This window comes from Bradyrhizobium sp. UFLA05-153, assembly GCF_054185185.1.
This window is the reverse complement of the sequence record NZ_JBBIAM010000145.1, coordinates 1-22,336: the sequence shown is the minus strand read 5'-3', so window position 1 is coordinate 22,336 and position 22,336 is coordinate 1. Positions and strand designations below refer to the sequence as shown.

Sequence of the window (22,336 nt, the reverse complement as noted above, 5' to 3'; positions counted from 1 at the left end):
CCTTCAGTGCCGCGTCGATCTTGCGTCTCGTCTTCTTCGTCATTGCTCACTCCGTCTATCAGACGGAGCGGCCTTTTCCAACTAAGCCTCCGGTCCCAAAATCGGGGTCCATTTCAGTCATGGCGATCACCTCGGCATGATTAAGGGAGTCTCGTGTCCGATTGTCGCCCGTCGGACTATAAACGAAGCGCTTGATATTATCGAGGTTTGAAAGGCGCCGCCGCTTGTTGTCGATCGAACGAGCTCTATCCGATGCCGCTTTCGACCCAGCACGGCCCTTTAACTGTTGCTGCTCGAGTTCAGAAATTTCTTCCCTTAGGTTGCCTGCCACCCACTTGCGGATGTCGTTATCGTAGCCTCGGATTAGGAACCAGGCGAAGGCGTGTATTGTGGAAACCTCTACTCTCGGATCAAACTCAAGCCTTTGCTTAATCTCGTCGCAGGCCGCGTTCGTATAGGTAATGACGCCGACCTTCTGGCCCTTCTTTGAAAGAACGCTGCCCTGATCGCGGCAGACGTGGCGAATTGCTTCCACCAGGGAGCGCGTTTTTCCAGATCCTGCGCCGGCATAGAGAAAGAAGCTTTTGGGGGCCGATAAATTAAGGCAAGCCAGTATTGTGGCGTCTGCCCCCGCATCTGTCTTGTCATCATCGATGGCGGCAGTCATGCCTTCGTGTCCCCGTTTTCTAGTAGAATATCGACCTGCTTCTTTTCAAGTCGGGACTGGAGCCATACGAGGCCGTCCGCAATGTAGGACGGCACTTTGATTGTATCGAAGTCTTTTGCATCGATCACCTCAAGTGCGAACTCTGCCTTTTTGCCGTTCCTGAGAGCATCGTACATGTCTTTGCCGACGGCTCCTGCATCGCCACCCTTGAGAATCGCTTCGCGGAACTTTCGGATAAGCCCACCGCCTTCCAGCTTTGAGAAGAATACAAGGTTTTCGAAGGCGAGCGCATCCTCAAAAGTGTATGGTTGAGCAGTCTCGACCTGCGACGCGCCCAAAAGCTGCACTTGCACGGGAGTTTGATAGGCGGCGCGAACCGCGAAGAGCTGATCGTCGGAGTTCTCGATATTTTGGCCTTCTCATCGGCATTCATTAGTGCATCGACATTTGTGAGCTTCGGTATCCACGTCTTCAACGTGTCATTGTTTGTTTTTTGGCCAGCCCCTTTCTGCGGCTGTGCTGAACTTCCCGTGGCATCGACCGTATCCAGATCGGTAATGATAAGCGTCAACAAGCCAAGACAGTCGATTAGTGGTTTGAGGCGATGAGCGTGACTGCCACCGATCTCCAACAACGTTACGTAGCTCTGGTTCAGCCTCTCATAGTTATTGCGGATCAAATTCGGCAACAACATACGTTCCGCTGGTCCTTCGACCAGAATGGCTGCGTCAGCGAAGAACAGATCGGCGTGGTGAGCTCGCAGGTAGCGAGTGACAAAGCGTTGCGTCTCGTTCGTCGTTCCGAATATCTCTTGGAGGTTAATGACCGTAGACACAGGAATTCGTGCTGCCATGCCAGCGGGAAGTCGTCTAAAGTAACGGAGATTCGCGAATGGGATTTCGTGAGCGACGTGGCTTGAATGTGTGCTGACGATTAATTGTGTTCGAAATGTCTGACTGCCTTTGAGCTCGTCGTGTTGACGAAGGACATCATAGGCCTTCTTTACAAATACCTGCTGCACTTGAGCATGGAGATGAGCCTCGGGTTCTTCAATCAGTACAAGGTGAAGAGGCTCAATTTCTAGAGTCAGGATCGTTTTCGATGCCTTGCCTACGCGCATCCAGGCATCCCGAAAGCTCATGAGCCGAAAAATCATTGAGATCAGGTTTTGGTAACCCAATCCGTTATTGTTCTCAGGAAGGCGCAGAAGGGGTGTGACCTCACCCTCGACACTGGTGACATCGACCATGAACGTAACGGCCGCTGCGTGATTTAGTCCATCGATCGCTTTCAAGCGGGGCGAAACCTTCGGACGTGGATCACTGACACCAGGATAGCCCATGTCCTCAACTTCCTGGAACGCTTCAGCAAAGCTCTCGGTCAGACGTTGATCAAATGCGTCCTGTGCCGCTTCGATCGCTTCGAGGGCGCCAAGGTCTTTCGCGTCTGGGCCTTTGGCCGGGTCAAGATGTTTGGAGTAGTAGCTGCGAAGCTGATCCGATAGCCGGCTTCCTGCTGGGCCTGACGATGCGCCCTCATCGTCGTCCTTTGCTATCTCCTCACCAAAGCCGCGCTGTGCCGGAATGTCGTGAACGCGGACTAGGCCTTTTAGCGGATCGCCATCTATGGGTAAGGATGAGGCTGTCAGAGGTTGGAGTTGGGCCTGAGATTTAACTGGTGGTTTGAGCTGTGATGGGTCCAAAGTGTAGGCGCGAAGCGCGAAATGCCGAGACAGACGGCGGCTGAGATAGTCGATGAGGGTCGACGGCCAGAGAGTAAGCTTTGGTGGCTCGGCGGGAGCGATATTGCCTTCCGGTTGCACTGAGGCCTGTTGAGCTGACGCGGTTGCCCTTAAACTGTCAGCTTCGGCTATGGCCGCGATGAAATCCTTGTATAGAGCCGTAAGATCGTCAGGCTCGTAGCGCAAGCGGACGCCAAGTGCTCCGCCTTCCCAATCGAGGGTCGGAATCAGATCGCGAACCCGATGCATTTCGCCGGAAGCCACATTGAGCCATAGATCCAAAGTGGGCAGTAGGGACTCCCACCGCGATATCTAGGCTGACAATTTCATTTGCCTGGTTGGCATTGATCCAGCTTTGTCCGATGGCATCAATCGATGGCCAATGGCAGAGCGTAAAGTCATGAAGCTCGAAGGGACAACGTTGGGGGACGAGAAATCGCCGGAGCGCCAGCATTGCGGAAGACTTGCCGCTGTTGTTTGCCCCAACGAAGAGCGTTGTTTTTTCCGAGAGATCAACGCGAGTGGATAATAGCTTTCTGAAATTAGCGATTTCGACGAAACTGATGTGCAAGATGTGCCCCGAATGAATCTGATTTGACCCTTAGAGTCCACACCGCCTAGCGGACATGTGAAAGGATGACCTCAACCGAATTGGCTCACCAGGTTGACAAGTCGTGGCGGTTAGAGTTTCGCAACTAGGTCAGCAAACTTCTTGCTGACCAGCCTGAAGCCCTCTTCTGTCGGATGCAGCTCGTTTCCCCAATCCTTCTTGTAGGTCCCATCGTGCCTCAGCGTGTTGCGAAGGTTCAGATAGTGGACATGTCCAAAGCCAGGAGTAGCGCTGACGTCCTTCAACATCGCGTTGAACTGATCGATGAGCTTGACGACCACGGCGGAGTTCTTCATGAAGTCAACGTGGCCCTTTTTCCGAAACCCGGGCTCCAGCCAGGGGCCGGGCAGCAACCAGAATCCGCCGAAGTAGCCCCGGCCATCGGGAAGCGCGTAATCGTAGCCATGAGTCACGATGGGAATCGGCCGACCGAGATAGGTCTGCGCGATCTTGGTCAGACCGCCGATAATCCGTGCATAGGCCGCTCGCAGGCGCACATCGATCAACCCGCGAACAATGTCGTCATTGACGACCGGAAGGGACGATGCCGCGTGGTTCAGCAGGATCGCGAATTCGTCCCCGGCGATGTCATTGCCGCCGCCGGACAGCAGAATCGTCCGCGGGACCTTGTTTGCGCGCAATAACTTCTCCAACCGTCGCACAAACTCCTCGAACTGGCCGCCTGAGTGCGCCATGTCTTCGACCGTATCGCCCTTGTGAGCAACCGATTCCACATCGTAAAGATAGTCGTCCTCGAGCATCTGCAGGACGTCGTAAAAGGGATAGTCAAACCAGGAATCGCCTTCGGCGATCAGAATGCCTGCGCTCACCGGAGATCCAAGCAAAGCACGCGTCCGGGAGGGAATCTGTGGCGGGGCCGGCGCTCGCCGCGGTTTGGGCGCTCGCGCCATCCGCCGGACCGCCGCTGCCCGCTTGCGCGTCTGTCCGGTCCGGAACGCGATGACATCGTCCGCCATCGCCTGGCCGCTCTTTATTGCGGCGCTCACGCAGGCAGCAACGCGCGCTGACCGTCTTGACCTGCGTACCTTCTTCGCCATCACTATCTCCCTTCACGGAAAGACATTGAGCAGTGCATCGAGCGCATCGAGCTTTGCACCGAGACCTTTTAGTTTTTTGCGGCAATCCTCATCGAACTGCTGCCGGGCGGCGATGTATTTGAATTCGCGCTTCTCGTTGAAGAACAGCGGACACCTTTTGCTCCCCCCCTCGTGGCCGTCCAGATCGCCGTAAAATCCGGCGAGGCCCGCAACCATCCCATTTGCGACGACGCGATCGGTGATGGGTCCTTCCGGCGAGAGCTCGTCGAATCCAGCCACGGACCGGATCAGGATCGGAGGCTCGCGATTGCTAGGCCACCAGCCGTAGATATTCTCCCACTCATTACTCCGCATCCAATGACGCGTGATACAAGCCAGGATGTCGACCTCCAGTTCGACCGGCATCCCGCGCAATCGATCTGCAAGGCGTTCCGCCCAGAGAAACATCGTCTTACCTTCCTGCAGCTCCCAGACATCGAGTGGAACCGACAGCCGGACGAGCTCGAAGCCAAATTCCTTCTGGGAAGCGTTCATCTGCGCGAGCGTGCGATCTAATGCCGGAAAGTCATTGTCCATGTCCCAGACGGCGATACGGGCGCTGTGTGCCGCAGTCGCGCGCCGTGCGTCGGGACGCACGCGAGTTTCGGGAACGAAGCTGCGCTTTGTAGGGGGCCTGCACAGCACCAGGCTTGAATCTCGCGCGTACAGCACGGGAACGGCCCAGTCGATCGGTTCGCCGTGCAATGAATAGTTGACCGCGATGCGCGCTTCACGCGCCGACTCGCCGAGAGAATTACCTTGGGCGAGCGACCAATAGAAGTGCTGCGCGAACGAGGTGGCGGACGAGTCCAGGACGCTGTACTGGTTTGCGACCACCGCCGGCAGCCCGTGCGCGACCAGCGACTGCGCGACGCCCTTGTTGAACTCGGCACGCCCTGCGGCGCCGGTTTCGCAGGCGTTGAGAAACACCAGGCTCAGGTTTCGGCGGCAGAAAAGTTCGCGCACCGAACGTTCGCCGAGGCTGTGCTCCTGTCCCTGCTCATTCACGAAGACGAGGCGTCCCTCGCCGCGTTCCTCATCATACGTCCCGTGGCCGATGAAATGGACGACGTCGAATTCACCGTTCGAGAGATAGCCGTGCAGCTTTATGGGCGTTGCCCGCGCCAGCGTCGTAACGGTCACGAGCCCGGCCGCGATGAGCGGCTCGAAGCCGCGCCGGATCACCGCCTCTTCTTGCTCAATGGACAAACGGGCGTATCCGACGGGCTGAGCCGAGGCGACGAGGATTCGCAGCGGTCCGGAACCAGGATTGATCTGGTCGGCGGGAATACTGGTCAGAACATTGCGCGTGAAGCGCATCTCTTCGGTCGCAAGGAAGCACTTCCGCCCCGGGTCGTAGGCGAACTCCCAGGGCTTTTCGGCGATCCAGGGAATCATCGAGGTGAAGATGAAATCGAGCTTGCGGCCCTGCCGCGTGCGCGCTTCATCGTACAAGCGGCGCACGTCGCCCTGAAACAGCGTATCGAACAGCTGTTCGCCGAAGGCGATCATGTCTTTGTCCCCGGGAAGCGAGCCTGCCTCCCGGTTGGTGTACTTCTTGATGCGCTGGTGCGTGCGGATGATATTCCCGAACTGAGTCTTCTCGCCGCCGTCACCGGCGTGCAGCGGCATCACCGATGTGACGCGAGCGCCGCCGTAGCTCGCGAGCACCCGGGCGAATTGCGGTGTCTCACCGCTGCGCGGCGTATCACGGTTTGGCCGAAACTCGTCCATGATCACCAGCTCGAATACGTTGCCCAGACCGCTGTGCGCTGCGGGAGACGGGGCTCCGGTCCCGGGCCCCGGCGGTGTCGTGGCCTCCGGCCGCTCCCGGGACCCAGGCTCCGCCGATTCCGCCGGTGGCTGTGTGATGTCCTCGATGTCAAACGGAAGCGGTGTGGCGGTCCTGCTCTTTTTGGGGTAGAGCGACGCCGCGAATGCATGGTCCGTCGGATTGATGTCCTTGCCGCCCTTGATCGGCTTCCCGTTCTTCATGATGGCGGCGGGCAACTGATAGCACATGATCGAGAGCGGATCGCTCTCCTTGGTGCCCATGATCGATTTGTTCGCCAGCGGTGTCAGCACCTGCTCTTCCACTTCTTCGGGAAGCCAGCCCTGGTCCTTGTCGAAGAACCTGATCGCCTTATCGCGATCGATGAGCTTCACGATGTCGCTGCGCATGTGCTCGTGATCGAACCCTAGGGTATGCCCGGCCTCATGGCGGACGACACGCCTGAATTCCGCTTCCGACGTTCGCATCGTGAAGCCTTCGAGGTTCATGGTCGGCTGATCCTCGGGGATCTCCAGAATCTCGGTGCCGACGTACGACCAGTAACCTGCCTGGTCTTCGGGAGAGTCAAGCCGCGCGATGCGGACCTGTCCGACACCGGAGGTCTCGGCAAATTTCACATTGGCTTTCTGTCCCCAGGCGTTCATGTGTAGCAGGATGCGCTTTCGCAAGTTACTCTTCGCGCCGTCCATGAAAGAGACGCTCAATTGCACTCCTTTGGCAGGCCACTTGCGCCCTATCACCACGGCGATGCGTCGTGCGCCACCTCGACGCCCGATAGGCGTGCGTGTGACCGTGTGCCGCTCAATCTCATTGGCTGGATTGATCGCCAGCGCTCTCCGCTCCGCGTTCGCGAGCATTTCGGGCTGAAGAATCTTTGGTCGGCAGATGATGACTGACATCGGACCCTCTGGCTCTCAGCGGTTGTTACAACCACTTCGGAATCACCCAGGCGTTTGCCGCGCGCGAATAGCGGGACCATTTGCTCTCCGGCACCTGCCGCCCTATGGAAATTGCAATGTGCTCAGCTCTGTAAGCAGCGCTATCTGCGGGATTGCGAAGCAGACTGGTCACGGCAATATCTCAACGTACTACGCGTTCAATGGTCAAAGTATTTGAAGAAAATCCAGTCACGTAAGTGTATCGACCTCCAATGCCGATGTTAGGTTGAATGCCAGGAATCGGATTGTCAACAAGACGATCAACGGGCGTCGGACGGTTGTACTTCTTACGTAAGTTGGACCAGATGCTTAGGGGCTGTCAGACCTTAGCAATTTTCTCAGCGCAGCACTGACAGCCAAGCGCGGAGTGAGGCGGACAAAGCATGGCCGCCCAACGGACCGACTGTCCGAAGGCGGCAGGTTAAAGAGATCGTGTCTTTGTCTTTGCCGGCCCGAAGCAGTCGGCTCGTAAACTACGCATAGTAGCGATACATCGAGATCGATTAATGCAACGGCCGCCGTATCGACGCTCGAATTGCGCGCTTTCGCACCCTCTTTCGACGGATTTCATCAGGTCGTACTGCGCTGGCGCTAAGCCAGCGGCATTTGTGCACGCCAAGCTGATCCGGAGGTTCGCCGAAGTAACGCTATTAGAGATTGCCAGGCCCTCTTCTGAAGTTGCACTGTGAAATGAGGCTATTAATGATTGCAATCTCTGAGGTCCCGCGTAGGCTGTGTGGAGAAAGAGGAGCGTGACGCACGCACCGGCGCCTCGGTCTATCGAATGCCAAATTGCGAAGTCGCGCGCAGAATTGTTTCCAAAATCGATTTCCAAGGCGAGCAATAGCCCGCTCGATTTCACGTTGAAAAACGGCAGTCTATTCACAGTCCATTGAACCTGAGGGGGTCATTATGTCTGCAACTTGCGACAAAGCGATCATCACCAACGTTTCTGCCATGAAGAAGAAGTACGGACCAGCCTATACCAAGATCGCCGCAGCGGTAGACAAGGTCATCGCAGCGGACAAGGCCAAGGGACTGAACACCCTGCTCGTCGCACTGGACGACGCGACGCAGATGAAGCGGCTCAAAGCCAAGCCGGTTACCAAGGCAAGCGATCCCAAGCAGAACAAGGGAGCTATCGACGGCGTCTACCGTACTCTGACGCCCGACTATCTGGCGATACTTGGTTCCATCGATGTCGTTCCGCATCAGGATCTTCTAAACCCTCTGTACGATCCCAAGTCGGAGGACGATGACAAATTCGCATACGGCGATCTTCCGTACGCCTGTGAAGCACCCTACAGCCAAAAGACAAAGGACTTCATCGGGCCGACGCGGGTGGTCGGAAGAATACCCGACGTGACCGGCGAAGGTGATCCAGGCTACCTAGTGGGCCTGCTTGAGACGGCAGCTGGATACGCTGCGACAGATCTCGAAACCCTGAAGAGCTATTTCGCGGTCAGCGCACAGATCTGGGACAAGTCGACGATTGAATCAGCCGGCAACATCTTCGGTACGCCTGCCACAGTTAACGATGTTCCTGCGAATACCTATCAATGGAGCGACGCTCAGCTGGCCGGGCGTCTGCAGTTTTTCAATTGCCATGGAGCGCCCCAGAGTCCGCAGTTCTACGGCCAACCGAGGAGCGGACAGCAGGTCTATCCACCGGCCCTCGATGCGGCATATGTCGATGGCAAGCTCAAGGAAGGAACGATTCTCGCCGCGGAATGCTGCTACGGTGGCGAGTTATATCGATTGTCGGCTACGCAGAAACAAATCGGGCTCTGCAACGTCTATCTCGCCAACAAGGCATATGGCTTCTTCGCGAGCACTACGATCGCCTATGGACCCGCGTCCGGCAATGGGCAGGCCGACTATATCTGCCAGTACTTTCTTCAAGGGGTCTCGCACGGAGCGTCGCTCGGACGTGCTGCGTTGGAAGCGCGCCAGAACTTTGTCCGCAAGGCATCACCACTGGATCCTTCGGACCTGAAGACACTTGCGCAATTCAACCTCTATGGCGATCCTTCCATCACTGCGCTTGCGGGCACTAAGGCGGCCGCAACGACCGCGAGCGCCGATTCCGCGCTCACCAGGCGATCCGAGCGCAAGGACCGCCGGCGGATGTTGTTTCGGGAAGGAAGCGATCTCTTACAAAAAGAGCCATTCCCGGAGCGCCTCAAAAGACAGCCAAAAGGTACCATACTTGCGACGTTGCGGAACAGCGTCGAGTCGGAAGGGGGGAGGCCAAGCGCGGTGCTTTCCTTTCAGATACGTCATCGCACCAGTCCGAAGATGCCGCGCCGATTGCTGGATCGCGAGCACCTCCCGACCGCATTTCATGTAATATTCTCAGTCAGAAGCAGGCGCAGCAAAGCGGCCGCAGTGGAGCAACCTGGCATCATTGACATCGTCGCTTATATTGGCAAGGAGGTCGATGGAAAGTTGGTTTCGGTCAACAAGATAAGGAGCCGCTGATCGCGGTGCGCCAGTTCGTCGGCAAGGTCACCAAACGCCGCTTTGCGGCCGGTTCGAAGAGCGAGCGCGACGCCGTTCGACTCGAGACCGCCGAGGGGTCCTATGTTCTGCGACGAGAAGGCGGCAATCCACTTTATGATTCCGCGCTGGAAGACCTCGTGGGCAAAACGATCGAGTGTCAGGGCGAGACCCACGACTACACGTTGACCATGAGGAATTGGAAAATAGTTTGAAGCTGGGGCAGCATACGGGTACGGCCGGTTTCTCGTCCTGGCCGATGTTCGTGAGGCGTCAAAACCTCACGCTATCGCATGACACGACAGCGCTTCGCCCGGCTGACCAACGTATTTCTCACAGGAGCTGTATCGACCACACTTGCGGCAATCAGCCTCCATCTCTGCCGGTTTCATGCTCGCCCAGCGCGTCAGCCGTTGTCGAGCTATGCCATCATCGGAACAACTCTGATGATGCCGTGGTTAGCCTTGGAGCCCAATCGCAGCGTGGGGTAAAGCGGATTTCAACGTTTAGTCTACAAACGGATACTTTCAATCTGATTGTATTCGGGAAATTAAATGAAGGTGCCCGCAGACTCACGACTAGCATAAGGTCACACCCGGGATTATCTCAACGGCGGCCATGGCCCCGCTCGAATCTCATATGAGCCTCCGTTCCCACAACTAGCTCATTCCACTTGCGCGCTGCGGTTGTTTTTGGTTTGAATGCGACCACATTCTTTGTATTGAGGCTTCTACCTCATCGGGTGCCCTGTGATTTGTGCGTTGGCAACTCAAGACTTGTCACGCGCCGGGCAAACGATGCAGTTTTTCAGATCAATTGCTAGTAGCACTGAGGATATCATGGGGGCACGCAAAACTACGACTGCAAAGCAATCTGCCACGCTTAAATCCGAAGCCATAGAAGCTCTGGCAGGCGCCGAGTATGTGCGGGATAAGCTACATACACTTTTTGACGTCGGCCCCAATCCAATGTCTCGTCTCGCATATGCAGTAAAGATCCGAGTGAAGTCTGACGAACGTCTTATCCAAAAGGTGCTTGCCCGACGACACGTAGCAGGAAAGGAAGACTATCGACCTGCAGATGCGACCGACATTGTTGGCGTTAGGCTGATCGCGATATACAGCGAAGATCTGCTTGCTATTTGCCACCGTCTACTTGAGACCGTCTCGTTTGCGCAATCTTCGAACATGCAGCTCTTCATTGGAGACAAGCTAGATGACTGCGTACAGGAGATCATCGTATACACGTCAAAGAATGCGTCCTATGTTTACGGTTTGCTGCATAAGGAATTCTTGACGCTGAACCTTGGCGAGAGAAGGAACGGCAAACCGAAGTTGAGCTCGGTGCAATCGCCGGATGAGAAGCCCTACTCGTCAGTGCATATCGTTCTTGATGCGGTCAGCTACGCTGCAAAATCGCCAAAGATCATTCCAATTGAGATCCAAGTTCGAACGATCTTTGAGGACACTTGGGCTGAGATCGACCACCCGCTGCAATACAAAGGCAGTGCATTTGCGACAAAACTCGGTTTGAGAAAGAAAAAGAACAAGCCTGAATACGAGCGGTTGCTACCGCAAGCTCAGAAAGACGTCAGACTGCTAAAGGACAAATTGGATGTGATCTCGCACGAAGCGGACAACATTCGCGATCGCTTTCTAACGATCGAAGAGCTTTTTGGCGTCGATGAGAGCCCTGCGCGGGTGAAGATACCCTTTTCAATTACCTACATCCGCTACGAGGTTGCCAACCTTCATGGGCAGAAAACGCCCGGCGCAATTCAAGACGAACTACATTCACTGAACGAACTCATCACACAACATTACGCCCGGATGTTCCCTGGCATCAAAAATCATCTCAACAGCTACATTGGTAACCTCACCGAGATTATCAATCGAATAGACGACGTCATTAAGAAGTACTCCACGCAGTTTCCGCAAGAGATGCAGGAGGATCCACGGGCACGCTACTTCCTTTTTATGGAGAAGGCGCTCGCATTGCTCTGGCGCTTCCGCATCGCAAACCATTACAGAGATGCGAAGGCGATTGCCTTTCAGTTCGACGTGGGCGAGGCCATTAAGGTCTATTGCGATCTGGACAACTCGGGCGAATATCAGGACGACCCCATGATCGTATTTCGCCTGGCGAACGCCGTGATGATTAAAGGGGGACACATCGACTACGTAATCACGTTGCTTGATACGGCAAATCAAAGGCTGGCCGCATCTCAGCAGGTTCGCAAGGGCGATGCATTTCGCGCTTGGATACCGAGGCAGTATGCGTACGCGTTGTGGCGTAAAAAGCAGTATTTCGACAATGAATTTGCGCGCACGCACAGTGTGCGGTTGTCTTTGGTTTATAAGGCCGAACTCCTCGAAAAAGCGCTTTGTTCAACGCAACAGGCAATGAAGGAAACCGAATTTTTTGAGGACAGCATTCGCCGCCTCGAGGTCGCGAAGAATTGGAATAACTGGATCTCGTATATGTGGGAGTTGGTCGACCTTGTCGGCCCTGAAGTCCTGAAGCGCTACGAAAAGTTTGCAGAAATGAAGTCTGGTATCGAATCGGTAACCAAGATATACGAGGATGGCAATGCGAGTATCAACGGTCTGGATACTCTCGCGAAGGCGTTTTCGTTGTGCGGGGCGGTCGATCGAACAACAGAGTATGTTGATCGACTCAAGGCGGCTCTAGCTGTGGACAGCTCTCTTAGCCCCGAGGACAAGATCAGTATACGGCATACAGTGGATAATGCTAATCGAGTAGCTGAGCTTGCAAAAATGGGGATCAAAATGTGCCTACCTGAAGAGACACAGTAAGGCAGTTGAGAGGGGACGGCGGAAACGCCGCCCTTTTTCTCATTTGGCCAACGCGGTCGAACGGAACTGCAGAGATCATGTTTCGTCTCCGCCTTATACTTACTCAGCTGAAATCTTCTTACACAAAGGCGGAAAATAAAGCCTCGCTCTGGTAAGTCATTAGAGTTTCAACTCGATATCAACGATTGCGCGTTTGCCGATTTTGTAAGGACCCCAGGAGTTGTTAAGCTCATTGCCGCTCTTGTCGCGGCCTTTGACCTCGATTGTGTATTGAGCATCTGCATCAACCGGACGACCTGCAGTCTGTGGGTAGCGTCCTTTGTCGCGTACGAAGAAACGCCAGAACTTATTTCTCGGCGATGAACCTGGAATCGAGCCGGCCACGGCGTCGTTGATCCATACGGCTACAGTGCCGATGGCCTTATCGCGCAAAAGAGTGACGGCTACCCACGCATGCTGTTCGTCCAGTTGTGGCGGCGGCGCTTGCTCCTCCACGCTGCTCGGACGAAAGCCGAATACCTGAAAGATCTTGTTAACTCCAGCGCTGCCGCCAGCCACAATCATCGCTGTGAGCAGTGTCCCAGGCAAGCCCTTCCAACCAGCCAGCTCGACCGTCCTGGGTGTATCGGTGTAGATGCCGATCAGCTGGTTCGCGATATCGAGATTGAATAACAGCACCAGAGCGAGCGAGAAAATGAACGCGACCAGCGCGTTCATGCTGCGGGAATCGAAATAGCTGAGAAAGGGTCGCCAGCGGAAGAGAAGTGCAAGCCCGTTCTCCACCAGAACCGCAAGAATGAATAGCACGAAGATCGCCTTGAACGACGCGTCATAAATGTTCGGGCTGTCCAGGGTCGGCGCGCGTGGCCGAACGCTGACTTCGATCGGTGTCTGCGGCGCATCGCCGATCTTGTACGTCACCTTGTCCTCAAGCTCACGCGCCCCTGCAGGCGGCAGGTAGATTAGCGTCGTCTGTGGGTTCGGGCCTTTCGTCTCGGATAGGGCTACGGCCCCTCCCCGTTCGGACACAGCATCCTTGACCTGCCCGTTGATGGGCGGTCCGAGTACAACGACCCCGCCGGGGGCGACCTGGAATTTTGCATGTGCCCCAGCAACCGAGATCAGCAAGAAAATGACGAGAGCTGTTGCCGCCCGCCGAGCAATATTGAAATTCATTCCAACGCCCTTTGTGCTCAAATCTTTCTCAACGGCAACTCGATCGCAATCCCCTTGCCCGCGATACGCTGACGGATGATCTCGAATCCCAGCTTCTGCATCGCGGTATAAGCTTCCCGCCCCTCCCAGATCGCATTGATGCGCTCGCGCAACTCGTCCTGCTCCTCGCTGCCGGTCAGAACAGCCGTGCAGTATTGCTGCAGCAGCGCACGTGCGTTGCCAAAAGCGAGCTTGCGCGCCTTCACCAGCACCTCGCGGCGGTTCAGACCTAGCAGGTGCAGGGTCCGCTTGCCCATCTCGGTTCGTGCAACGACCTCCCCGGTGTCGAGAAACTGCAGATGATCATTCGGCTCATCCTTGCTCGGATTGATGAGCAGCGCGATCTCCTGCTTCTCTTCATCCGGCTCCGAAGCGCGAAATCCGTCGACCGGGAAGCGATCCGCCTTACCCGCGCCCTCGTCCTTGTCCGCGCCGTGTTTACGATAGCGGTTGCAGTCAATGCAGGCGGGAAACAGGTTATCCCAGTCGTAAGCCAGCCAGTAGTAGCCGGGATGATCGATTACGCCCCACTTGCTGACCTTGACCTTGATCGGTTTGAAGTTGTCGTCGGCAACGCGACCTTTGGGACGGAAATGCTCGACGTCGCCGGGCTGATTGCTTCCGATCACAGTTTCGCAGTAGGCGCATTTTTGGTTGAACACCTTGAGCAGAAAGCTCATGTACTTCTTGTAGAGTTGGTCGCTGACTGTGGTGTCGCCCCGCTTCTTGAACTCCTTGATCAGCTCGCCTCGTTCGCGCGTCGCTTCGGTGAAGACGTCCTGCCAGGACGGGTCCTGTTGCGGGTCTTTTGTTACGCTAATCATGACACGGCCCTCGACTTTGCCGCGCTCGCTGCCTCGAAGTGCTTGCGCAGGGTCTCCGTTTCGTCCGCCGACCACTCCTCTGGTTCAGTGGTCTTGACGACCGCAGCTTCGGTGATCGCACCATAGCTCACATTGTTGAGACGCTTGCCGAGCTCCTCCAGCTCTTTCTCCTCGGACTTGGTCCGCTTTAGCTTCTCGAAAAGGTCGTAGTAACGGTGGATAAGGCGTTCTGTCTCCGGATTGCGGTCGGACTGCAAGCCGAACACCACGCTCGTCAGGATTTCTTGGCTGCTGCGGCCATAGAAATCGAGCTCGAAAGGGAGCGGACCGACACGTCCGCTGCGCCGGTCGCGCTCCAGCACGCACATTTCCTTGCCGCGCAGCGCGCCTGCGAGCAGCGGCGAATGCGAGGTAGCGATCACCTGGACATTCGGGAAGAATTTCTTCGATAGTTCGACAAGTCGCCTCTGCCAATCGGGATGCAGGTGCGCGTCGATCTCATCGATCAGCGCGATCGCGTGCTGTTTCTGTGGCTCCGGCGCCTGCGGATAGAAGTCGTACATCCGCTGCACCAAGACTCCGAGCCAGTTGAAGATCGACGACATGCCTTGACTGAGATCGTCGAACGGCACGTCTTCCGGTGAAGCCACGTCCTTGTCATCAATCTTCACGCGGATCACATAGCTGCTGTCGAGCGGCGCAAGTTTGCGAAACATTCCCGGCACCACGTCACGGATGATGTCATCGAGTAACGTCTTCTTCGCAAGAGCCCGTGCATCGCCGCGACCAGCCTGTTCCAGCACGTTGATCAGCCACTGCTTGAAATTGCCCAGTCTGCGGTCCACCTCACCGCTGACCAGTGGCAGCAGGTCCGCGGGCTCGGCAAGACGAGCCTCGAGCGGAGCCACCCCCTTTGGATTGGTTGAGGGAGCTCCGCGCAGAGCCGGGAAGCCGAGCACCAATGCCAGGCCACCTTGCACTGGCGTGGTCCCGCTCGGCACGACGGACACGTCGCGATCGCGTACGAGACGTGAGCGGACGACCTGCGAGCCGAAGATGAGCTCGATCGCGGCTTCGGTTTTACCAACCTGGAGCAGCCGCCCGGCGGCAGCGCTCGCTTCATTGCCGCAGAGCGCAAGGCCGATGGCGCGCAGGATGCTCGACTTGCCGCAGCCATTGGGGCCGAAGATCACTGTCCACGCGGCCCCCGGGACACCGGAAATCTGGGTCTGAAACTTCAGCTCCAGGTTTTCGAACAGGCCGATATTGGTGAGCTTGATCGCCTCGATGCGGCTGGTCGCGAACTCGTTGGGCGAGCCTTGCGGCCGGCTCCGGGGCGGCGCGGTAAAGCGGGCGATGTAGACAAGCTTCGTAACGAATTCCGAGACTGCGGTGTGGGCCGTATCCGCGGTGTAGGGCAAAAGTGTCACGCCGAATCGCGACAGCGTCGCGCTCAACAGGCCAATGTCATGGCGATCGGGCACAAGCGCGAAATGTCGCTCGCCGGCAACTTCCAGATCGACACCAACGGCCTGCAGGAACTGCTCGAGGGTGGTGGCGCCGACACCGATGAACACGAAATTCTGTGTCTGCAGCAACAGCGCCATCTGACGCTGGAATTCCGGCCAGCGCGCGAGGTTGCGGCGAAATTCGGACATAGACAGCGACAAGGCATCCGGCCGGTCGAGATCACCCATTGGCCGCAGGAAGGGACGGGTGCCGCTCTTGATCGCGTTTGGCAGCTCACTTGTTTGGTCGAGGGCAAACTTCGTCCAACCGGACTTCCGGGCGAAGATCCCGTCAGCGAGGGTATCGCGCGCGAGCGTGACGGCACCGCGCCACTGCAGCTCGGCGAGAGAGGTATGTAGCGACGGGTTGGGCCGCGCCTGCGCGATGATCTGTTGCATCTCGCGCGCGATTCGCTCGTGCGGGACCGCGGCTGCGATTGCATCCATCACCTTGTTGAAGCCGTCCCCGGACACGGCTAATTTCGCCTCGGCCTCCACGCTGTCGATCAGATCCTGTGGCAGCGCATCGCTCAGTCGTTCCACCAGTTGCGCTACAAAACTCGCACCGTCGGGGTAACCGGCCTGTGCGGAGGCACCACCACCGAGGGCCAGCATCGCCCGACCTTCTGCAAGTGCCTTCAGCAGCGCCTGAGGCACCTCGGGCGGTGGCAGCACCGGCCGCACCACGACAGTTGCATCGGCGTCTGGCAGCTTCGCCGGGATCACAACAGGAGAAACAGGAGGATCGGGCTCCTGAGGCTTGAGCCGTGCCGTGCGGAAGGCGACGAAACCGAACAGCGCTAGGACTCCAAGGCCGGCCGAAGAGACTGCGATGATTACCAGCAAGGGGCTGCGGACGCTGATATTGAGCGGGCTCGATTTGGTGCCGGTTTCGCGGTCGATGAGGTAGACAGTGTGGGTGGAGCCCCAGTTGATGCCGAGGAAGGTCGAGTGCACCTCACTGTTGAGGGTGAAGACGATCGATCCCTTCATCCGCTCGATGCGTGCGCCGTCTGAGGTCGGCTGGGATGAATCGGAAAGTCGCGCCGAGGCAACGCCGCGAACGAGGCTCTCGCTATCGATCGCCACTGCCAGCCGATCCAGCACCTCGCTGATGCCCCGCTGCGCGCTCGATTCGTCCGTATACCGCACGAGGAGATCAAAATGCCCAATCGCCGCGCTGCCCAAGATCACGGGATTCGGCTCGACGGCGCCAAGATTAAAATCAAGAATCTGGAACGGTGGCCCGGGCTGGACGGGCATCTCAAGTTTGCCTGGCGCTGCGTTGTCGATGGTCGGGCGCTGTTGAGCGCGTGGCGACGTCTGCTCTATATTCAGCGGTGTCTTCTGGGCGTTAAGCGGTTGCTGAACGCCCTGCGGCGGTGGGGCATCGCCTAGCGTATCCATGGCAATGGACGGGGCGGCAGCAAGCGTCAGCGTGACGACTTGAACGGCAATCGCGCGGCGCGCTCGCCACACGGAAATCATCATGGCACGCATGGCAATTCCCCTCCCCGTTTCGGCAGCCAACTAGAGCGCAGACGCGCGGTAGTTGCAAGCGGGACATGAATTCTGCGTGGCTAGTGAGCCCGATGGTGCAGCAAAGAACAACCGGTTGCCGTCAAATCTCAACACAGCGTGGAGAGGCGAGTTGAAGTCCAATTTCCACTCTGACCAGTCGTCGTTAGGCTTTAGATCGGCTCGAATTCCAAACCGATCAGGGCGGCGGTTCGTTGAACTGTCGCTCTCTCCGTAATTTTGCGACGATTGACTCAACGAGCTCTAAAAAGCAAATGCCTTTGGTCAATGTGCCGTGCGTCGCGTCCGCCGGGGCAATTAGCTCACACAAACTCGCCCTTTCGCAGGTCCCAGTATCGACGCTCGGGCCGCGGCTGCGGATAGGAGAGGAGAGCTAAGCCGTCGCCCTGAATGGCGATGTCGAGATCCACATCTGGCTCCGCCCCTGTGTCGATCGGCGCTACCGTCAGGTAGACCGTGTCTGGGACGCGCTCAAGGTTGTTAGCAACGGAGCGCAGAATCTCCATGGCCGACGTTTCATGGATTCCGAACAAGAACGGCTCGCGCCCCCACCAGGTCCACCATGGGACTACCAACGACGAACTCGTCCAGAAGGAGCCTCTAGAGTGGTCAACAACCCAGAACTCCTGAATTGAGCGATCCGGACCTATGTCCGCAACTCCCCGTCCGTCAATAACATTGCGCAGGAAGCCTGCAGCGTTGTGAGCTCCGCAGAGGAGAAAGGCCGATTCATAGTTCGCATAGGCTACGCGGCCGCTTGCCGTTCTCTGCTCACGTTCCCGTCGAGGGCCCCCATCGGTGGGACCTCCAGGACCGCCCGGCCCACGGGGCCCATGTATCGTTTGTTCGAGCTGCCGCCGCAGTTCCTCCTGTTGCTGCTGTTGCGGTACCTGTTGCTCTTGAATTTTCTGGACCTGCTGCGGCCCGTTAGTTGCGGCGGCTGACAGCGAGTTCATTTTCGTTTTAACCTTCGCCGCCACTACAGCGATCGATTCAGGGCCCGCAACTGCCAGTGTTGAGACCTGTTCACCTACGGCGCCAGGGGCGTGCTCGCCTGGAATAGCGCCGAACGCAATTCCATATCCCCCGGCCACGATGACATCGCGAGCTGGCTGGCCAATGACATGCTGTATCTGTTCCGTAAACGCCTTGCGCGAAAGCCTACGTATCGCGGCGCGTTTTGCCCGCGCTCTCGAGAGGCTTCCCTTAGCTTCGGCGACCACAACGCTTCTTGGTTGAAAGCCATGCTTGCCGGCAGGATCGTAAACAAAGTCCGGTCTTCTCTTTTTCAAATCAGAATCAGCTACGGGCGGACTCAGCTCGATCTCCAGCACATTTGCTCGCCAATGAAAGCCGAGGCGCTCCATCACGAGATCTGCGACAGCCACTCCCATCTTCGCAGCCAAAGAGGTCAGATCTTCATCCGGAAGGATATCGACCTTTGTCGTGACCGAAAACTCGGTATTGCTCGGACTAACGAAAAGATTCATCCGCTCAGCATGACAAGCCGCGTTCGAGTGAGCGAGCCATATTCTCTCCTCTTGAGATAGATTTGGGACTGCAGACTGGATCGTCGTTGTACGAACGAGCGATAGAACCAAATCCTTCCAGCTGAAGAGAAGCGGACTTGCATACGACAACGTGCCTCCTTCATGCGTAAGAGGATCAGCAACTCGGACGGTTTGCAAACCGGTAATCCGCTTTTTGGCGGGCTTCCAATTCATTGGTACACCCAAATTTCTCGATCGAACTATGGGTCTCGACGGGCCGCCTCTTATAGAACCCCGGTTTTTCGGACACCTACCCGTTTTCCGGTTAGCCCGCGTAGCAACACCTGATGCTTGCAATATCAAGGAGATACTACCATAACACAAGGGTGATTGGAAGGAGGCCTCTCCGTTACCGAGCGTCGAGCCCAGTCTTCCTGACGTGGATCCTTATTTGCAGCGGAGGGGTCTGCGTACTTCCAGATTGGCCCGACAATAGACTCGCCAGCGATACCCAGCGGATAGAACCATACTTCCCGGAGACCCGAGTTGGGATTCAGGCACCGCAAAAGGACGAGAGTGCTCTCTTTTCTCTCAGCTCAAGGAGCCGATCGCATTGATCTCCTCGTACTATCGCACCCATTTGGGTGGGCCCGACGCGAAGCACATCTATCCATTTTTTGACGAAACTCAGATACCTTTATCGAGCGACTCGCCCACCCTCTGATTGTCTGCGCAATAACACAGGCGAAACTCGACCAAAAAGGAGCTGAATCCAGGTCACATCCAACGATCCGCCACATGACCCCAGCGCTGAAAACACCCCTCGATCACTCGCTACACACGATTTGCATATCCACCCCTATGGTCTGTTTCAGATAGGTCAAGGTGGACGCGAGAATTGCCGATTGCTCGGTGGTTCTTCTCCCTTGGGATAGACCAGGTTGCACTATCAAGATTTCCGGCCGGATTTCCTTGAATCTGCTTACTTTGATGAATCGGTTTAGATCGGCCGGTGTTCCGGCGAGAAATCTAGTCGGACGGAGGGCCGTCGCAAGACGCTTTTCTCTTCCCGTAACATGGCGGCAGAGATCACGAAATTTCCACTTCCATTTTGCGGATCGGACAGCTTGAGAGCACACTTCGACGACATCCTTCACGCGCTCGCCAGCACTTTCGCCGCCAGCAAATTTGCAATGGACCAGGGCCAAACGAATATGATCGCTCCCCTCATTGAGACAGACTAGATCTGCTGCCTCGCCCGCGGCGTCGTCATCGAACACGACATCGAACCCGCCCTGAATGAAAACTTTTGCTGCCCGCCACTGGACCGTGTCCTCGCGAACTGCGTTGTCCCGCCACAACGACTCTTTGGTAATATCTGTACCCTGCCAGTCCCAAGGATCGAAACTTTCCTCGGAAATCTTGATTTCGTCCGCGTTTTGCGGATGAATCAGTAGATTGCCATCCAGCTCGGTCAGATCGACAAACCGAACCATGGGAGGATAGCTCGAGAGGTAGTCTTCGAGCGGCGATTCAAGTTTACCCACTTTAATGACGATTGATGGACCCGCTTGGGCGGGATACGCTGAAGCCCTCGCCTCCGCCAATCCTGAGCGCGTATGTAGCCCATTGCCCACTTATCGCTTCGACGAGTCCGAAGTGCACCGTGCTTGCGCCCAGGTCCCTTGAGAGCACAGTGATCGCGAACATCGAAAGCGGTTGCTCGAAAGTACCGCGGCGCAGAGTAACGCGTTCTTCGGATTGGGCGAGCAGCTCGATCGGCCACTCGATCCCGAGCACTTCCTTGTCAGGCAGCCTATCTTGCTCCTCTGGTATTAGAACGTTGGCGATGATCTGCCTGGTGTCGATCGAAGGATCAATGATTTTGGAACCCACATGTTCGCACCACTGAACAAATCGCGGTATTGAATTCGATTCTCGGGACCAGACCCGACCTTTGTAGGAACAGCCGATCGTCACAGGCCTGCCGTTCTCCCAGCCGGTGCCGCTCAAGTTTGACTTCACCGATCCTGCCCGCTCAGAGAGCGTCAGCGCTTCGGCAACATCCGCGCCAGTATACATCGCGTATCGCAGATTTCGGCGTCCGTGCTTTCTGACCCCTACATTCTGGAAGATGAGCCGATTGATATGGCCAAGGCTGCGGAAGATCGCGTCTCCGGCAATGAGCTTGCTCGCTCCCACCGCGCTCGCGAGCTTTTCAAAATTGGAATCGTGATCGGTAGACGAAAGAAACAGAATATGGGTTTTCGGATCATAATGGAGCACGAACAGAGCCCATTCGCGGTCGCGAATAGATTTTGAACGAGACCATTTCACCTTCGGCTCCCACCGTGTAACGAAAAAGAGCGTGTTTGCCGACTGGTTGAGCCAGACACGATGGACTTGAAGCTCGTGCGGAAGCCCCTCATGAAACCGCTTCGGTCGAAACCGCGCAGCTTCAAAGAAACGTGTGCTTAAGGTCGGGCGCAGGAGCTGATGCGATATCGGGATCGTCTCTTCGTCACTGTTGGTATCGAGACGCTGTGAGGCTTTGAGAAACTCAATCAGGTCGGCGTGCTCGCGTGCGGCATCAGAACTAAGCTCACTGAGAATCTGATTCCATTCAGCATCTTCGCTGTAAAGACGCTCCAACGCCATTGGCACGTCGGGATCAGCAATGTTTGCAACAACCGTCGCATCGCCAATCTTAGGATTGTTACTTCGGGTAAAGCGTCCAACAAATTGCAACAAGACGGCCAAGCTCTTGTGAAGATCATGAATAGCTGCAATCTTGAGTTCCGGAAGGTCGAATCCTTCTCCCAGCATATTGACACAAACTACAACGCGGCAGTTTCCCTTTCTGAGCTCCTCCAAGCGAGCGTCCGTGTCCGTCAGCCCCGAATGCACCAGCATGGGTCGAAACTGAGGGGCTATTCGGGAGTAGATTTCGAACACGGCGGTCGCGCGATCGATGGTTGCGCAGCGCGCCATGAGCAAATGATTGAGGCCGCTCTTGAGATCGGACTTGAGCTTTTCGACCGATCGTGCCGCAAGTTCCCTGTCCGCCTCGACAGGGTCGATCTCATAGACGGGCTCGAAGATGATCTTCTTAAAATATCGATCCTGCTGCGCCATCCGCAGGGGATAAGTGTAGATCACCTCGCCATCAACCAGTTGACCATCTCGCCGGAATGGAGTCGCCGTGAACTGGAGTACTTTTCGCCCCTGAAACGCCTCTCGGAACCTAGCCCAGCCTTCCGCCCCGATGTGATGTGCTTCGTCAACGATTAGGGTTCGCACTCGCCCCGCGATTTCAGGTGCTAGGCCGACCGCCGCGCCCTCGCCAAGCGAGCTCATCGTCGATACGATGACGTTACAGCTTTCGAAGATTGTCAGATCCTCGTTAGTACGAGGTCGCTTCGACACGATCCCGACAATCGGATTAGGCACGTTTTGTGCAAGAACCTCGAGTGTTCGCAGTAAACCGAATGTGGCGAACTTTCGCGCCGTCTGCGCACGCAGAGGATCGGACGGCACAATCACGAGAAGCGGCGCCGGGTCGTACGCCGCAAGGATCGACAACATTGTCTCCGTTTTTCC

The 22,336-nt window shown here is 56.6% G+C and carries 14 protein-coding genes; 3 read left to right on the top strand and 11 right to left on the bottom strand.

Annotated elements, in window-relative coordinates; all coding sequences use genetic code 11:
- Window positions 1–58: 58 nt before the first annotated feature.
- The 5 genes from Q2941_RS44500 to Q2941_RS44480 all read right to left on the bottom strand — a co-directional run bounded on the left by Q2941_RS44500 (window position 59) and on the right by Q2941_RS44480 (window position 6,806).
- Entirely contained in the window at window positions 59–667 is a 609-nt protein-coding gene (locus Q2941_RS44500; RefSeq protein ID WP_458196539.1) for a UvrD-helicase domain-containing protein, read from the bottom strand.
- A 124-nt stretch (window positions 668–791) separates the two neighbouring features.
- A complete protein-coding gene (locus Q2941_RS44495; RefSeq protein WP_458196538.1) occupies window positions 792–2,690 on the bottom strand; it encodes an ATP-dependent nuclease in 1,899 nt (632 codons plus the stop codon).
- A complete protein-coding gene (locus Q2941_RS44490) occupies window positions 2,578–2,979 on the bottom strand; it encodes an AAA family ATPase (RefSeq protein WP_458196537.1) in 402 nt (133 codons plus the stop codon). Before Q2941_RS44490 ends, Q2941_RS44495 begins: the two co-directional genes overlap by 113 nt.
- A gap of 110 nt (window positions 2,980–3,089) precedes the next feature.
- Window positions 3,090–4,079 (bottom strand): hypothetical protein, encoded by a 990-nt coding sequence (locus tag Q2941_RS44485; RefSeq protein ID WP_458196536.1) that lies wholly within the window; start codon window positions 4,077–4,079, stop codon window positions 3,090–3,092.
- 9 nt (window positions 4,080–4,088) lie between these two features.
- Window positions 4,089–6,806 (bottom strand): CHAT domain-containing protein, encoded by a 2,718-nt coding sequence (locus tag Q2941_RS44480; protein WP_458196535.1) that lies wholly within the window; start codon window positions 6,804–6,806, stop codon window positions 4,089–4,091.
- A gap of 951 nt (window positions 6,807–7,757) precedes the next feature.
- Between Q2941_RS44480 and Q2941_RS44475 the strand changes: the two genes are divergently transcribed.
- The 3 genes from Q2941_RS44475 to Q2941_RS44465 all read left to right on the top strand — a co-directional run bounded on the left by Q2941_RS44475 (window position 7,758) and on the right by Q2941_RS44465 (window position 12,160).
- Entirely contained in the window at window positions 7,758–9,326 is a 1,569-nt protein-coding gene (locus Q2941_RS44475; protein ID WP_458196534.1) for a hypothetical protein, read from the top strand.
- A 5-nt stretch (window positions 9,327–9,331) separates the two neighbouring features.
- The gene (locus Q2941_RS44470) at window positions 9,332–9,559 is read left to right on the top strand and encodes a hypothetical protein (RefSeq protein ID WP_458196533.1); all 228 of its coding nucleotides are present in this window, start codon (window positions 9,332–9,334) and stop codon (window positions 9,557–9,559) included.
- Window positions 9,560–10,183: 624 nt separating this feature from the next.
- Window positions 10,184–12,160, top strand: a complete 1,977-nt coding sequence (locus Q2941_RS44465; RefSeq protein WP_458196532.1) for a hypothetical protein — start codon at window positions 10,184–10,186, stop codon at window positions 12,158–12,160.
- Window positions 12,161–12,319: 159 nt separating this feature from the next.
- Here the strand turns inward: Q2941_RS44465 and Q2941_RS44460 are convergent, their stop codons facing one another.
- The 6 genes from Q2941_RS44460 to Q2941_RS44435 form a co-directional block, all read right to left on the bottom strand.
- Window positions 12,320–13,336: a hypothetical protein gene (locus tag Q2941_RS44460; RefSeq protein ID WP_458196531.1), complete on the bottom strand. Its 1,017-nt coding sequence runs from the start codon at window positions 13,334–13,336 to the stop codon at window positions 12,320–12,322.
- Window positions 13,337–13,353: 17 nt separating this feature from the next.
- Window positions 13,354–14,274, bottom strand: a complete 921-nt coding sequence (locus tag Q2941_RS44455) for an HNH endonuclease family protein (protein WP_458196530.1) — start codon at window positions 14,272–14,274, stop codon at window positions 13,354–13,356.
- Window positions 14,196–17,207 (bottom strand): AAA family ATPase, encoded by a 3,012-nt coding sequence (locus Q2941_RS44450; RefSeq protein WP_458196529.1) that lies wholly within the window; start codon window positions 17,205–17,207, stop codon window positions 14,196–14,198. Before Q2941_RS44450 ends, Q2941_RS44455 begins: the two co-directional genes overlap by 79 nt.
- Window positions 17,208–17,548: 341 nt before the next feature.
- On the bottom strand, window positions 17,549–18,970 hold the full coding sequence (locus Q2941_RS44445) for a hypothetical protein (protein ID WP_458196528.1): 1,422 nt from the start codon (window positions 18,968–18,970) through the stop codon (window positions 17,549–17,551).
- A gap of 593 nt (window positions 18,971–19,563) precedes the next feature.
- The gene (locus Q2941_RS44440) at window positions 19,564–20,232 is read right to left on the bottom strand and encodes a hypothetical protein (RefSeq protein WP_458196527.1); all 669 of its coding nucleotides are present in this window, start codon (window positions 20,230–20,232) and stop codon (window positions 19,564–19,566) included.
- 52 nt (window positions 20,233–20,284) lie between these two features.
- A partial coding sequence (locus Q2941_RS44435) for a DEAD/DEAH box helicase (protein ID WP_458196526.1) occupies window positions 20,285–22,336 on the bottom strand: 2,052 nt, incomplete at its 5' end.

Bases quoted from the DNA above. Each gene is read 5' to 3' on its own strand.
- Q2941_RS44500 (WP_458196539.1), bottom strand. From the start codon at position 667: ATGACTGCCGCCATCGATGATGACAAGACAGATGCGGGGGCAGACGCC.
- Q2941_RS44480 (WP_458196535.1), bottom strand. From the start codon at position 6,806: ATGTCAGTCATCATCTGCCGACCAAAGATTCTTCAGCCCGAAATGCTC.
- Q2941_RS44475 (WP_458196534.1), top strand. From the start codon at position 7,758: ATGTCTGCAACTTGCGACAAAGCGATCATCACCAACGTTTCTGCCATG.
- Q2941_RS44465 (WP_458196532.1), top strand. From the start codon at position 10,184: ATGGGGGCACGCAAAACTACGACTGCAAAGCAATCTGCCACGCTTAAA.
- Q2941_RS44460 (WP_458196531.1), bottom strand. From the start codon at position 13,336: ATGAATTTCAATATTGCTCGGCGGGCGGCAACAGCTCTCGTCATTTTC.
- Q2941_RS44450 (WP_458196529.1), bottom strand. From the start codon at position 17,207: ATGCGTGCCATGATGATTTCCGTGTGGCGAGCGCGCCGCGCGATTGCC.
- Q2941_RS44445 (WP_458196528.1), bottom strand. From the start codon at position 18,970: ATGAATTGGAAGCCCGCCAAAAAGCGGATTACCGGTTTGCAAACCGTC.
- Q2941_RS44440 (WP_458196527.1), bottom strand. From the start codon at position 20,232: ATGGTTCGGTTTGTCGATCTGACCGAGCTGGATGGCAATCTACTGATT.